The 15,355-nt window shown below is 44.5% G+C and carries 10 protein-coding genes; 6 read left to right on the top strand and 4 right to left on the bottom strand.

The window, feature by feature from the left end; all coding sequences use genetic code 11:
• Nucleotides 1–236: 236 nt before the first annotated feature.
• Nucleotides 237–2,183, top strand: a complete 1,947-nt coding sequence (locus B0I27_RS15145; RefSeq protein ID WP_106294872.1) for an ATP-binding protein — start codon at nt 237–239, stop codon at nt 2,181–2,183.
• Here B0I27_RS15145 and B0I27_RS15140 read toward each other — a convergent pair.
• Nucleotides 2,180–2,557, bottom strand: coding sequence for a hypothetical protein (locus tag B0I27_RS15140; RefSeq protein ID WP_106294870.1), 378 nt, complete (start codon nt 2,555–2,557; stop codon nt 2,180–2,182). The genes B0I27_RS15145 and B0I27_RS15140 overlap by 4 nt on opposite strands.
• Nucleotides 2,558–2,781: 224 nt before the next feature.
• On the opposite strand from B0I27_RS15140, the gene B0I27_RS15135 reads away from it, so the two are divergent.
• Nucleotides 2,782–3,843: a metallophosphoesterase gene (locus B0I27_RS15135; protein ID WP_106294868.1), complete on the top strand. Its 1,062-nt coding sequence runs from the start codon at nt 2,782–2,784 to the stop codon at nt 3,841–3,843.
• A gap of 37 nt (nt 3,844–3,880) precedes the next feature.
• Here the strand turns inward: B0I27_RS15135 and ettA are convergent, their stop codons facing one another.
• Nucleotides 3,881–5,563 carry an energy-dependent translational throttle protein EttA gene (ettA, locus tag B0I27_RS15130; protein ID WP_106294866.1) on the bottom strand — a complete coding sequence of 561 codons (1,683 nt, stop codon included), beginning with the start codon at nt 5,561–5,563 and terminating at the stop codon, nt 3,881–3,883.
• A 186-nt stretch (nt 5,564–5,749) separates the two neighbouring features.
• Between ettA and B0I27_RS15125 the strand changes: the two genes are divergently transcribed.
• Together B0I27_RS15125 and B0I27_RS15120 are read left to right on the top strand one after the other, a co-directional pair.
• Complete coding sequence (locus B0I27_RS15125; protein ID WP_106294864.1) at nt 5,750–8,311, top strand: ATP-dependent Clp protease ATP-binding subunit; 2,562 nt, start codon at nt 5,750–5,752, stop codon at nt 8,309–8,311.
• Nucleotides 8,312–8,448: 137 nt separating this feature from the next.
• Nucleotides 8,449–11,184: a DNA gyrase/topoisomerase IV subunit A gene (locus tag B0I27_RS15120; protein WP_106294862.1), complete on the top strand. Its 2,736-nt coding sequence runs from the start codon at nt 8,449–8,451 to the stop codon at nt 11,182–11,184.
• Nucleotides 11,185–11,236: 52 nt separating this feature from the next.
• Here the strand turns inward: B0I27_RS15120 and msrA are convergent, their stop codons facing one another.
• Together msrA and B0I27_RS15110 are read right to left on the bottom strand one after the other, a co-directional pair.
• Entirely contained in the window at nt 11,237–11,770 is a 534-nt protein-coding gene (gene msrA, locus B0I27_RS15115; RefSeq protein ID WP_106294860.1) for a peptide-methionine (S)-S-oxide reductase MsrA, read from the bottom strand.
• Nucleotides 11,771–11,818: 48 nt separating this feature from the next.
• Nucleotides 11,819–12,859: a hypothetical protein gene (locus B0I27_RS15110; protein WP_106294858.1), complete on the bottom strand. Its 1,041-nt coding sequence runs from the start codon at nt 12,857–12,859 to the stop codon at nt 11,819–11,821.
• Between the two features lie 307 nt (nt 12,860–13,166).
• On the opposite strand from B0I27_RS15110, the gene B0I27_RS15105 reads away from it, so the two are divergent.
• Complete coding sequence (locus B0I27_RS15105; RefSeq protein ID WP_106294956.1) at nt 13,167–13,931, top strand: DeoR/GlpR family DNA-binding transcription regulator; 765 nt, start codon at nt 13,167–13,169, stop codon at nt 13,929–13,931.
• 6 nt (nt 13,932–13,937) lie between these two features.
• A complete protein-coding gene (locus tag B0I27_RS15100; protein ID WP_106294856.1) occupies nt 13,938–15,344 on the top strand; it encodes an L-fucose/L-arabinose isomerase family protein in 1,407 nt (468 codons plus the stop codon).
• Nucleotides 15,345–15,355: the final 11 nt, after the last annotated feature.

Below are 15,355 nucleotides of genomic sequence, written 5' to 3'. Positions count from 1 at the left end.
CTATGAAAAAAGTTGCTTGGGGTAGCAACAATCATTGATACAAACATCGCCTGTTAGGGGGGTAAAAAAAATGACAAGGAGCCGGGTTTTTGTATGATAGGCGTCATTATTTATCCGTAGTGTTAAATATTATCATTCAAGTTACATTTTTTGTAGGATATTGTATCTTAAACTATTATACTTGGTGTCCGGTAGCGCGGTAGCAAAGCTATCAGAGTGTACTTGAATTTAGCGTAATGAGGCTGTTTCTTCTGGTTTGTTTTTCACTTTTAAGTGCTTACGCGTATGCGAACAAGCTGCCCGCCAACCTACTTCGGGAGCTGAGTCAAGCGAACTCTGATTCAGCCAGACTAAACATTTACGCCAGGCTGGCCGAATATCACTCCTCCTCTGATTACGATTCTTCTCTTTTTTATGCCGGAAAGGGGATAGAGCTGGCTCGTGCGATTAAAGACAGACCTTCACAATACGGCTTACTGAATAAAGTGGCGAATGTTCATCATGAGCATGGAGATCTGATATTATCCAAGAAATACGCGGAAGACGCGCTCCGGGGATTTGAACGGATAAACGATAGTCGGGGTATTGCAGCTTGTTATCTGACTCTCGGAACGATAGCTGGCAAAGGCGGTCGATTTCCTGAAGCTACAGCTTCTGTTTTGAAAGGATTAAAGATCTACGAGAAAATCCATCATAGTAAGGGCGTTTTTGACTCGTATATTAAGCTTGGACTGATAAATGAGAAAAGCGATAACCTCGACCAGGCACTGGTGTATTATAATAAGGCACAAGCCCTGATAACGAAAGATTTTTCTAAGAAGTCATCTGTAGCTCTCCGGAATAACGTGGGTGTGGTCCATGCTAAGAAAGGCAATATGAAGGAAGCGCTGAAGTATTTTATGATCGGCCTGCAAGAGGCAGACAGTACGGAACATGCGGATCTTTATATTTCCTCCTTGACGAATGCAGGTAATGCTTACCAGCACCTGGGTTATCGGGATTCAGCCTATGCTTTTCACAAGAAGTCGCTTGAGAAGGCGAGAAGCCTCCGTCTTCCAGAAAAGGAATCACGGGCACTGATTAATATTGCCGCATTATATGTTGAGAAGAAGGATTATGAGAAGGCAATTAAACTGTTAGATCAGTCTTTTTCCATAGCGAATAATATAGGGCACTCCCTGCTGGTGTCAGAACTATACGAAGGGTACATCGAAATATTTCAGGCTCAGGGAAGGTATAAGGATGCTTTTACGGCATCGCAGAAACTAAGGACGTTAACCGATTCTTTATTCAGTAAGGATAAGAAACGGGCTGCAGAAGTCATGCAGGCAGAGTACTACCAGGAAAAAAGTGAGGCTCAGATCAAGACGCTCGAAACCTTGAGCGGGAAGACCACCTTTCAGCGGAATGTGGGCATTGCGATTGCAGTGCTTGTGATTGTCCTGTTGTTAGTGGTCTTTTTCTCTTTGCGTAATGTGCAAAAATTTAACAGGCGACTTAAAGTCTCCAATCATATTAAAGATAAGCTTTTCTCCATTATCGGTCACGATTTGAGAGGTCCAATGGGTTCTGTAGTTCAAATGTTGACGTTAATGGAGGACGATTTATTGAAGCCCGGGGAATTAAAGGAGGTCGCTCACATCTTAAAAAAACATACGGAAGCGTCTTTATCTACTTTGGACTCGTTACTTGAATGGGGAAGAACGCAGATTCAGGGTGTTAGTGTTAAGGAACAGATTGTTGAGGTGGCCACTGCTGTTGATATTGCCCGCGACTTCTTTTTCGCCGCCTGCACAGTGAAAAATATTCGGATAGATAGTAATATCCCGCCGGACCTTAAAATATCTGCGGACATAGATCACTTTAATTTCTTGTTAAGAAATCTTTTGAGCAATGCTATAAAATTTTCGTACCCCAATAGCGCCATTGAGATCAGTGCAACACACCGCGATGGGTTTGTTTGCTTTTCAGTAAGGGATTATGGGAAGGGAATGGAAGAGTTGGATGCCGCACAGTTATTTGAGACCTTTAGTTTAAAGGCAGAAGGCACCAACGGTGAGCAGGGGACAGGAATTGGCCTGATGTTATGTAAGGAGTTCGTTTCAGCAAACGGTGGCCGTATTTGGGTCAACGCTGGGTCTGGTAAGGGTGCAGAATTCTGTTTTACCTTAAAAGGGATCTAAAAGATATCGAGATTAAACTTTATGGGTTCGAACTGATCTTCTTCATGTCCTTCCATAAATAACACAACTTTATATTCGGTTAGATTTTCATTGAATCCGAGAAACATACGTCGGAGACAGCGCTGTATAATCGGCCCCAGCTGAAGATAGAGGCTTTCGCAATAGTGGCGAAATTGAGGCCTGACCGTTTTCTGGTAGAAGCCATTTCGATTAAAATCAGCCAGATTGATTGTTAGTATGCCGGCGTTATAAAAGCCGTGAATCAATTCGCTTTTTATCTCTGGAGAAACCTTTTCAAGCCATTCTTCGGGAAGTTCCTCAAAGATGGTGTTGTTAAGATTATTACTTATTATCTGGCGGTATAAGTTCAGCATGGTGTTTCTAGAATCCTCTACTTGATAAGCTTTTCGCTCGTAACTGTTTTGTTTCGAACCCGTGTATGTATGTAAACTTCACTTGTGAGGGATAGTTTGTATTTTTTTCAAATCTAATCCCTTTTTCCATTGCGGCAAGCGCTGAAATGAGTTTATCCGGTAAAGGGAAGTCTTCTATTCTTATTTAGCGTCAACAATAGGCTATTTACGAGTGTTATCCTGGTATGTCGCTTAAAACCTCTTCCAATACGCCTTATGAAATATTCCTGATCGGTGATACCGGTGACATATCGGTCTCCAGACCCGACCCGGTGTTCCGGATGCTGAACTGTCATCTGTGCAAGGAGCAGCCGTCTGCAGTACTGTTTTTAGGGGACAACGTTTACCCGCGGGGCTTGCCTCCGGTCGGTAACATTCTTCGTAAAAATTCGGAGGCGATCTTAAATCGGCATTATGAAGTTCTGAAAGACTATCATGGAGAGGTTGCGTTCATTGCGGGTAACCACGATTGGAACAAGGGGAGAGACAACGGTCACGAGTACATCGTGAGGCAAGATGAATATTTAAAGAAATTATTTGGAAAAAAAGTTATGTTTCCCAAAGGCGGTTGTCCCGGTCCTGAAACATTCGATCTCAACGATAACATTACCGTGGTAGCTATTGATACCCAGTGGTGGATGCAGAGAGGAGTACGTTCGTTAAATTCGGAATGTTACGACGGTATCGAGTCAGAGGAGGATTTTTTCGAGAGACTGGTTGGGATTCTGGATGCGAATATCCGGAAGCATCTTTTAGTGATCGGTCATCATCCCGTCTATAGCTATGCAATTCATGGTGGCAAGTTTAAGTTGAAGCACCATATCTTTCCACTGACCATTTACGACCAGGATGCATGGATCCCGTTGCCTGGTCTTGGTTCACTCATACCCCTGTACCGCCGCTTTTTGGGTGCACGTGAAGATGTCGCTCATCCCAGGTACCGGAAACTTCGTGCCAAATTGAAAGAGATTTTGGCGAGATATAGTAATCTGATCTATGCTGCCGGCCATGAACATAACCTTCAATATATTCGGAAAGACAACAACCATTTTGTAGTGAGTGGATCGGGGTCTAAAGTGAAGTATGTGGTGCAATCGGGTAAACATCTGAAGTTTGGTCAGAAGAGCAAAGGTTTCTTCAAGATGCGGTTTGAGACAGATGGGTCGGTGTATTTGTCCGCATGGGCACTCGATACCAGTGGTAAGCTGGAAAAAGGAAAGTTGATTTACGAAAGTCAGATCATATAAAAACAAAGGCGGGCTTATTTTGCCCGCCTTTGTTTTTTTAAGACGTTAGTTTTTTATATTTAATTCGCTTAGGTCCGGTATCCCCTAATCTCTTCTTTCTGTTCTCTTCGTAATCGCTGTAGTTTCCTTCAAAGAAATATACCTGTGAATCGCCCTCAAAGGCAAGAATGTGTGTACAGATCCTGTCTAGGAACCACCTGTCGTGGGAAATGATCACCGCACAGCCGGCAAAGCCTTCGAGGCCTTCTTCTAACGCACGGAGGGTGTTGACATCAATATCATTCGTTGGCTCATCGAGTAGCAGGACGTTTGAGTCCTTTTTCAGCGTAATGGCCAGATGGACACGGTTGCGCTCTCCCCCGGAAATTACTCCTATCTTCTTTTGCTGGTCTGCACCATTGAAGTTGAATTTGGAAACATAGGCTCTGGAATTTACCGGTCGGTTACCAAGGAGAATGGTTTCTTGTCCGTCTGTAATATTCTCCCAAACTGATTTTTCGGGATCAAGGTCATTGTGCATCTGGTCTACATAGCCCAATGCTACCGTTTCACCTACGCGGAAAGTGCCGCTATCGGGCGTTTCCTGTCCGGTGATAAGTCGGAACAGGGTAGTTTTTCCCGCACCATTTGGGCCGATAATCCCCACGATACCCGCCGGTGGGAGGGAAAAGCTCAGGTTATCGAACAGTATCTTATCACCGTATGCCTTACTCACATTTTGAGCTTCGATTACGATGTTACCTAGACGTGGTCCGGGAGGGATGAAAAGTTCCAGCTTTTCTTCTCTTTCCTTCGTTTCCTCAGAAGCCATTTTTTCGTAATTAGCCAAACGCGCTTTCGATTTGGCATGACGTGCTTTCGGAGCCATGCGTGCCCATTCCAGCTCTCTTTCTAATGTCTTTTGCCGCTTGCTTTCTGTTTTCTCTTCCTGGGCAAGTCTCTTTGATTTCTGCTCCAGCCACGAAGAGTAATTACCCTTCCATGGAATACCCTCCCCGCGGTCAAGTTCAAGGATCCAGCCTGCAACATTGTCCAGGAAATAACGGTCGTGGGTAACGGCAATAACGGTTCCTTTATAATTCTTCAAGTGCTGCTCCAACCAGTCGATCGACTCGGCGTCCAGGTGGTTGGTAGGCTCATCAAGGAGCAAAACATCCGGTTCTTGGAGTAAAAGGCGACAAAGTGCTACCCTTCTGCGCTCACCACCTGACAAAGTGGCTATTTTCGCCTCGGGGTCTGGGGTTCTAAGCGCGTCCATTGCTCTTTCAAGTTTGGAGTCGAGCTCCCATGCGCCAACGGCATCGATCTGATCCTGAAGCTCACCCTGCCTGGCCATCAGCTTGTCCATAGCGTCTGCATCTTCATAGACTTCCGGAAGACCAAATTTTTCGTTTATTTCTTCGTACTCGTTCAGTATAGCGGTGATCTCAGCAACGCCTTCCATCACGACTTCTTTTACAGTCTTTTCAGCATCAAGCTGAGGCTCCTGAGCAAGATACCCGACGCTATATCCCGGGGAAAATACGACCTCGCCCTGATTGGATTTATCCAGTCCGGCGATAATCTTCAGAAGCGAAGATTTACCGGACCCATTGAGGCCGATAACACCGATTTTTGCGCCATAGAAAAAAGACAAGTAGATATTCTTGAGGACCTGTTTCTGGGGCGGGTAAATCTTACTTACCCCAGCCATTGAAAAGATAATTTTTTCGTCTGCCATTATTGCTTAATAATCTGCGAATATCGTTAATCCGGGTCTTTTGGACTAATTTTTTATTATCTTGTGATAAAGGTGCTGATTTATAAAAGTTGGCGTAATTGTTGATTAAATTATTACAAAGGCGCCGAAGGTATTGATGAAACAAATTGATACATTAGGACGTTCAACACGTAGAAAGGTTATTAAATGGAAGCTAAATTTTCACCCCGTGTCAAAGACGTTATTTCATATAGCAGAGAGGAAGCTCTTCGCTTAGGGCACGATTACATCGGTACAGAGCATTTGTTGCTTGGTTTAATCCGTGAGGGAGATGGTATGGCTATAAAGGTTTTGAAATCACTCACGGTAGACACCGCGCGTTTGCGCAGGACTATTGAAGACGCGGTTAAAGGAACTTCTGGCACTACTGCAAATCTGGGAAATATTCCCTTAACCAAGCAGGCTGAAAAAGTTTTAAAGATCACTTACCTGGAGGCGAAAATCTTCAAGAGTGATGTGATTGGTACAGAACACTTGTTGTTATCAATTTTGAGGGATGATGATAATATCGCATCTCAGATACTGATGCAATACAACATCAACTACGATATATTCAAGGCAGAGGTAGAACAGAACAGAGACGGTTTCAGAGATGAGGCATCAGGCTCTGCTGCGGGAGACGATGACTTTCGTGAGGAAGAATCTTCGTTCAGTCAGCCAAAGAAAGTATCGGACATTAAATCAAAGACTCCTGTTCTGGACAACTTTGGCCGTGATCTTACCAAGGCCGCGGAGGAAGGTAAACTCGATCCTATTGTTGGGAGAGACAAGGAAATCGAAAGGGTATCGCAAATTTTATCCCGGAGAAAGAAAAATAACCCTATTCTGATAGGGGAACCCGGGGTTGGTAAATCTGCAATAGCAGAGGGTCTTGCACTGAGGATTGTACAGCGTAAGGTCTCACGTGTGTTGTTTAACAAGCGTGTGGTTACTCTGGATCTTGCTTCTCTGGTAGCGGGAACCAAATATCGCGGTCAGTTTGAAGAGCGTATGAAAGCCGTTATGAATGAACTGGAAAAGTCTCCGGACGTGATTCTGTTCATTGATGAGATTCATACGATAGTGGGCGCAGGCGGAGCTTCAGGCTCACTGGATGCGTCTAATATGTTCAAGCCAGCGCTGGCACGTGGCGAAATTCAATGCGTGGGTGCCACGACACTGGATGAGTACCGTCAGTACATCGAGAAGGATGGAGCTTTAGACCGCCGTTTCCAGAAAGTGATGGTGGAGCCGGCAACTCCGGACGAAACCATTGAGATTTTGAACAGAATTAAAGAGAAGTATGAAGAACACCACGGTGTGACTTATACCCCAGAGGCAATCAATGCTTGTGTTAGTTTAACATCGAGATATATTACTGACCGCTTCTTGCCTGACAAGGCGATTGACGCTCTGGATGAGGCTGGATCGAGGGTTCACCTGACCAATATTCACGTCCCTCAGGAGATTATCGATATTGAGCAGAAGATCGAAGAGATCAAGGTTGAAAAAAATAGGGTGGTACGCAGTCAGAAATACGAAGAAGCGGCGAAGCTACGAGATACCGAGAAACATCTGCTTGAAGAACTGGAACGGGCCAAAGGTGCCTGGGAAGCGGAAACCAAAACCAAGAGGTATACTGTTTCTGAAGATAACGTAGCCGAGGTAGTTTCTATGATGACCGGCATTCCTGTACAGCGTGTGGGGCAAACAGACAGTCAGAAGTTACTATCTATGCCTGAACTGATGGCCGGAAGGATCATCGGACAGGACGATGCGATTAAGAAGTTAACGAAAGCTATTCAGCGGACAAGGGCAGGATTGAAAGATCCTAAGAAACCTATCGGCTCATTCATTTTCCTTGGTCCTACAGGAGTAGGTAAGACGGAGTTAGCGAAGGAACTCGCGAGGTTTATGTTTGACAGTGAGGATTCACTGATTCAGATAGACATGAGTGAGTATATGGAGAAATTCGCGGTATCCCGATTGGTGGGAGCGCCTCCGGGATATGTGGGATACGAAGAAGGAGGTCAACTGACTGAGAAAGTTCGTCGCAAGCCATACTCGGTTGTACTCCTTGATGAGATTGAGAAAGCTCACCCTGATGTGTTCAATATCCTTTTGCAGGTGTTGGACGAAGGTCAGCTTACAGATAGCTTGGGTCGCAAGGTGGATTTCCGTAATACCATCATCATCATGACATCGAACATCGGTGCCAGACAGTTGAAGGACTTTGGTCAGGGAGTTGGTTTTACGACAACTGCAAAATCATCACAGGCGGATACACACTCCCGAGGTGTTATTGAAAATGCTTTGAAGCGAGCCTTTGCGCCTGAGTTTCTGAACCGTATTGATGACGTGATCGTGTTCAATTCGTTGTCTAAAGAAAACATCTTCAAGATTATCGATATTGAGCTTACTTCTCTGTTCTCCAGGATCAATGCGCTTGGTTATGAAATCTCTCTTACTGACGGAGCTAAGGAGTTTATCTCTGAAAAGGGTTACGACTCACAATTTGGTGCCCGTCCGCTTAAGAGAGCTATCCAGAAGTACCTGGAAGACCCTATCGCCGAGGAGATTCTTAAGGGCGAGCTGGCAGAAGGTCAGGTGATGGAAGTGGATTATAACAAGGAAACGGACGCTATTACAATAGCTCCGAAAGCAACTCCTTCCAAGAAGAAGAAAGAGCCTCAGTTGCCTGAAGGTGACAAGGATTCTACTAAAGAGTAGTCTTTATAAGAAGTGATGAACCCGGTGCCTGCACCGGGTTTTTTTATTTTCGGGCAAGCCTATGGGGGCCTTGCTTCGGAAGCTGTTTAAATTAAAACTGTTATCTTTACAGCATTCCAGAGATCTTTACTAATAGAATGAGCGACGAATCAAATAACACGAATGAGCAGGAAGATAAATTACAAAATGCCACACTCATTAACGGCTTATATGAAAATTGGTTTCTTGACTACGCATCCTATGTAATTCTCGACAGGGCCGTTCCACATATCAATGACGGTTTCAAGCCTGTTCAAAGGCGCATACTTCATTCTCTGAAGGAGATGGATGACGGTCGCTTCAATAAAGCGGCGAATGTCATTGGAAATACGATGAAATATCACCCCCACGGTGATGCGTCGATCGGTGATGCGATGGTACAAATAGGCCAGAAGAATTTGCTGATCGATATGCAGGGTAACTGGGGCGATCCCATGACGGGAGACTCGGCCGCTGCTCCTCGTTACATAGAGGGACGGCTGTCCAAGTTTGCGAACGATGTAGTCTTCAATCCCGATACCACTGAATGGCAGGCAAGCTATGATGGCAGGAATCAGGAGCCGATTACGCTACCTGTCAAATTTCCTTTGCTTCTGGCGCAAGGTGCCGAAGGAATTGCGGTGGGACTGGCAACCAAGATCCTGCCCCACAACTTCATTGAGCTTATTGATGCGTCTATAGGCGTATTGCAGGGGCAGAGGCCTGATCTGCTTCCCGATTTTCCAACAGCGGGAATGGCAGACTGTTCCAATTACAATGAGGGGCAGCGAGGGGGAAGAGTGCGTGTTCGAGCTAAAATAGAGGAGAGGGATAAGAAAACGCTCGCTATTACGGAGATTCCCTTTTCCACTACTACAGGCAGTTTGATTGACAGTATCATATCGGCAAACGATAAGGGTAAAATCAAAATCAAGCGCATTGAGGATAACACAGCTCAAAACGTCGAGATCATTGTACAGTTAGCTCCGGGAATATCGCCCGACGTTACAATTGATGCGCTTTACGCGTTTACAGACTGTGAGGTATCGATATCACCCAATACATGTGTGATACGCGACGACAAACCGCATTTTCTAAGCGTAAACGATATTCTGATCGAGAATACTCAGAACACCAAGAACTTGCTTGAGCGTGAGCTTGAAATACGTTTGCTTGAACTTAAGGAAAAGATATTCTTCGGATTACTACTCAAAATCTTCATACAGGAAGGGATGTATAAACATCCGAAATATGAAAATTCAGGGACGTTTGAAGGGGTAGTTCAGGTATTGAACGACCTTTTTGAGCCCTTCTTCCCGCAGTTCTACCGCGAAATTCTTCCGGAAGATTATAAAAAGCTTATTGACAAGCCAATGAGTAGTATCACCCGGTTTGATGTGAAAAAGGCGGATGACCAGTTGAAGGCTCTTAATGCGGGCATTAAGGAAGTAAGTCATCACTTGAAGCATCTTACGGATTACGCTATCGCCTGGTTCGAACGCATCAGGGAGAAGTATGGTAAGGGCAGAGAACGGAAGACTGAACTGCGAACATTTGACCGCGTCGAGGCGGCGCAAGTGGCTTTAGCAAATGTGAAGTTGTATGTTAACAGGGAGGATGGTTTTATCGGTTCGGGTCTTAAAAAGGATGAATTCGTATGCGACTGTTCCGACCTGGATGAAATCATTGTTTTTCGTAAGTCTGGAGCCTTCCTGGTAACGAAGGTGCAGGAGAAGGTATTTGTTGGTAAGGATATTGAACACGTTGCGGTCTTCAAGAAAGGGGATGAGCGTACGATATATAACATGATTTACAAGGACGGAGAAAGCGGAACGTCTTATATTAAGCGGTTTGCAGTTCTCGGCGTCACACGTGATAAAGAGTATGACCTGACCAAAGGTACTAAAGGGTCTAAGTTGCTATACTTCACAGCAAACCCAAATGGAGAGGCGGAGGTGGTAACTATACAGTTGAAACCCCATTCTAAGCTGAAGAAATTGCAGCTGGAAGTAAACTTTGCCGATATAGCGATTAAGGGCCGGAGCTCTATGGGTAACATTGTAACGCGTTATCCGATTCGTAAGATCTTATTAAAGAATAAAGGGATTTCTACCTTATCGGGCCGTAAGATCTGGTACGATGGTATTTTGAAGCGTCTGAACGTAGACGGCAGGGGTCTATACCTGGGTGAATTCGATGGGCCCGATAAGATCCTGACCGTGATGGCCTCAGGTATTTATGAACTGAGCTCCTTTGATCTGACCAATCACTTTGATGATAAGATGCTTCTTATTGAGAAGTACGATGCAGATAAAGTGTATACGGTGGTTCATTACGATGGTAAGTCGAAAAATTATTATGTTAAGCGGTTCACATTTGACGATATTTCAATTGGTAAAACGGTAAGTATCATCAGTGAAGAACCGGGTTCTAAGCTTCGGCTTATATCCGGAGCCGCGCAGCCTGTTGTGACGGTTGAGATTTTGAAAGGCAAGAACCAAACCGCTGAACACATAGAGCTTAATCTTGCGGATGTTATCGATGTGAAGGGAATGAAGGCTCAGGGAAACAAGCTTTCGCAATACGACATCAAAGATATTCAGCTGATTGCCGAACACGATGATGAGGAAGATGTGCCAGATCCTGTTCCAGACACCTCTCTGGAGGAAGTTGTGGAGGCTGAGAAGATAGATGACGAGGCGGAGAAGGAAGTTGCTCAGCTTGATTTAGAAGATACTTCGTTGCCGGAAGTTTTACCCGAGCAAAAGGAGACAAAAAAGAAATCAAAGGATGTCAGGCTCGAAATAACCAATCCTGACGATATAGATGATAAGGGTCAGTTAGGTCTCTTTTAACAGAAAAAGCCGTCTGCAGATCTGCAGACGGCTTTTTTGTTGTTAAGTTTTTTTATTTGAGCTTATCCTGGAAGTCCTTGCTGAACTTGTCGAGCTTTGGCTGTATAACAAAGACGCAATATGCTTTGTTAGGATTAGTGGAGAAAAAGTTCTGATGATAATCTTCCGCTTTGTAAAACTCCGATACCGGTGTGATTTCAGTTACTATTGGCTTGTCAAACACATTCTGCTTCGTAAGCTGATCTATCATGTTTTCTGCAGACTTCTTCTGCTCCTGAGAATGGTAGAATATCACTGAGCGATATTGTGTTCCGACGTCATTTCCCTGACGGTTCAATGTGGTAGGGGAATGGGTTTTGAAGAAGACCAGGAGTAATTCGTCATAAGTGATGACTTCAGGGTCAAAATCTACTTGAATCACCTCCGCATGTCCTGTATCGCCACCACACACCTCGTCATAGGTGGGGTTGATCACCTCACCACCCATATAGCCTGATGTGCATGCTGAGACCCCTTTTAAGTTTTGAAAGACCGCCTCAGTACACCAAAAACACCCTGCGCCAAATGTTGCTTGTTCTAGTGCCATAATTTGTAAACAGATATGCGGTTACATGGTTTAAAAACCTTTGTATTTTTATTGGTACTGAATGTATATGGGTTGTGGTTTAAGCTTAAGCAGTTCTTCAGGCGTCATAAGTCTGTTGGGAGCCTTTTTAAGGTCATTCTTGTAGAATATCTTGAATCCTGCAAACTGTACCGGTTCCGGGAAAATGAAGTGACGGTATGTGCCCTTTTTGAGCTCCGGCTCTCCCCATCCATCCATATGCATGACCACCTGTACTTCCGGACGAAGTTTGATGTTCTTGGTGTTAGTTACCATTTTACGTGTAAAACGATGTATGACAAAAATCTTCGGGGGAAGGTTGTTTTCTTTTACCAGCCTGGCAAGATATTGAGAACAGTAATTTATGTCGGCAGCATCATAGGTTCCGATTCTGGATCCAGGCTTTGCACCGGTTTTCATAGAGAACTCCGGATCGATCCCCAGATGAACATTAGGAAGCTTTAAGTATTTTTCCAACAGGGGAAGTTCGTCCTGAATCGTGCTGAGTGATACCTGGATATCAAGGAATACTATAGCATTGATGGTCTTGGCCATATTGATCACAGAATCGATATGTTTCTCAGGCATTCTAAAGCGGTATTTACCGTCTTTTCCTCCATCACCCTGTGCCACGACTGCAATATAATGCAGCGCTGGTTGTACGGGAGTCTTCGGATCGGCTTTTTCCCATTTTTTTACCTCCACATTAAGGCGTGATAGCATCTCTTTTGGCGCGTACTCACCAAGAATTCCCATGCGTTTGGAGTATAAATTGCCGTAGTAGGCAATTACACGTTTAAATGGTAGGATCGCTCCGCTCAGTGGGTACGGTTGGTTCTTAACAGGCCAGTATCCAGAGGTGTCTCCATTTGCTAAATCCCGGTTTTTAAGATTATAGGCAGCTGTGTCTAACGTTGAAGCGACTGCTTCTTGTTCTTCAGTCTCTTGAGGGGCCTTAGCAGACTCGGCGGAAGGCGTTTTCTGGTTATTGCCGTTGCTTTTTGTTTCACTACATCCAAGTGTGAAAATCCCTGCAGTAAGTAATAGTAAGATGGAGTACTTTTTAATCATTAGATAAATAATATTTCGAGCAAATTAGTCAAAAGATTTCATAAAGCCTATCCCTTCTGCTTATCATGGGGGATGTCTATTGAAACGAGACCAAAGATGGAAGATAAAAACCATTTAACCCGGCGGACGAAATATTACAGCTGAGCATTAGCTGCCGCTAAATAGAAATATAGGCAAAGGAAACGAAGCTTGTTTTCTTTTAATACTTTCGATTTGTTTCGTTTTTTAATTATTGTTTTTTATTTTTGATTCCAGCTCAGCGATGAGGACCATTATCGTTTTTGAGCATACTAACAATTTGACAACTATGCTCGCTAACCAACGAAGGGATAAGATTCTTGAGCTATTGAAGGAAGATGGCTCCGCAAAGGTGATCAATCTTGCCAGGCTTTTTAAGGTAACAGAAGTAACGATTCGTCAGGATCTTGAAAAGCTGGAGAAAGATGGCCTGGTGTTGCGAGAGCATGGTGGGGCATTTTTAAAGAATGTTGAAGATCAGGTAAAGACTTTTTCGCTGAGCAATCAAGACAATCTGGACAAGAAAGAGCTTATCGCTAATAAGTGCCTCGAATATATAGAAAGTGGTGATACCATTATTCTGGACTCCGGATCGACCACTACGGAGATAGCAAAGAAACTGAAGGGTATAAAAAACTTAACGGTTATTACCAATGCTCTCAATATCGCATTAATGCTTGGCGCCGAACCGGGCATTGAGGTCATTATGACTGGCGGAGAGTTTAAGCCACCTACGCTGTCGCTGACAGGACAGAAGGCGGCGGACTTTTTTACGGGGCTGAATGTTCAAAAGCTTTTTCTAGCAACTGCAGGACTCTCTTTGAAAGCTGGGCTTACCTATCCGAGTATCAGCGATTTGGTTGTAAAGAAGGCAATGATCAATGCTGCGGACACTACTTATCTGGTAGCAGATTCTACCAAGATCGGGAAAAGCTCTTTCGCCAGTTTGGGGGCACTTTCCCTGATCAACTACATAATCACTGACGGTGGAATTGAAGAAAAATACAAGAATCTATTTAGTGATAACGATATCGAATTAATTATAGCAAGCTAGCCAATAATGAAAGAACGAATTAGTTTAGGAGTAATAATAGGCAACAGGGACTTTTTTCCAGACAGACTGGTTGCCGATGCACGCATTGAAATTCTCGAAGTACTGGAGAAATTGAACATCAAACCCATCTTATTGGAAGACTGGGAAACCAAGCTGGGCGGAGTAGAGACGTTTAACGATGCCCGGAAGTGTGCAGACCTATTTAAAAAGCATAAAGAGGAAATAATGGGAGTGCTGGTAGTGCTTCCAAATTTTGGAGATGAACGGGGAGTAGCAGAGACTCTTAAGTTATCGGGACTTAATGTGCCGGTACTCATTCAGGCCTATCCGGACGATTTAGATAAGCTGGATCTGGCGAGACGCAGGGACTCGTGGTGCGGAAAGATATCCGTATGCAACAACCTGTACCAATTTGGAATCAAGTATACGCTTACAGCCAAACATGTGGTAAGTCCTTCGGATCCTTCTTTTACACAGGATCTCAGTGATTTCTTAGGTGTATGCCGGGTGGTGAAAGGACTCCGCAATGCCCGAATTGGTGCGGTAGGTGCAAGGCCGGGAGGTTTTAATACGGTAAGGTATAGCGAGAAAATCTTGCAACGTCAGGGGATTTCCGTAGTGACGGTGGATCTGTCGGAAATTTTGGGAGATGCCAACAAACTAACGAAAGACGATCAGATAGTAAAAGATCATCTTGAGCGCATTGCCAGCTATACGCCGACGGGATCTGCTCCTTCGGAAGCATTGATTCAGATAGCAAAGTTGGATGTTGTTCTGAACAGGTTTATGAATGATAACGCTCTCGATGCTTCCGCTATTCAATGCTGGACATCCTTGCAAAAAAATTACGGTTGCAATGTCTGCACCAGTATGAGCATGATGAGCGAAAATATGCTGCCTAGTGCATGCGAGGTTGATGTGACGGGTACGCTTACCATGTATGCGATGCAGCTGGCTTCGGGCTCACCGAGTGCGCTTGTCGACTGGAACAATAACTATGCTTCCGATGAAGATAAATGTGTACTGTTTCACTGTGGTAACTGGGCGAAATCCTTCTTACCTGATATAGAGATAAGCACTGCACCCATTCTCGGAACAACGGTAGGAGTGGAGAATACATATGGCGCACTTTCAGGCCGTACTCCAGCTATGCCCCTTACTTTCGGACGGATCAGCACAGATGACACCCGAGGTGTCATTAAGGCTTATTTTGGGGAAGGCCGGCTTACAGATGATGCACTGAATACTTTCGGAAACAGGGCAGTAGCTCAGATCGACAATATGCAGGGTCTGATGCAATATGTATGTAGAAACGGTTTTGAACACCATGTGGTGATGAATGCCTCCAAGACCGCAGGAATTTTAAAAGAAGCGTTCGGGAATTACCTCGGTTGGGAAATTTACGAGCATTAGGAAACTTTAAC

Origin of the sequence: Arcticibacter pallidicorallinus (genome assembly GCF_003002875.1) — a bacterium.
GTDB classification, from domain to species: domain Bacteria; phylum Bacteroidota; class Bacteroidia; order Sphingobacteriales; family Sphingobacteriaceae; genus Arcticibacter; species Arcticibacter pallidicorallinus.
The sequence above is the reverse complement of the archived record's forward strand: the minus strand, read 5'-3'. Positions and strand labels throughout refer to the sequence as shown.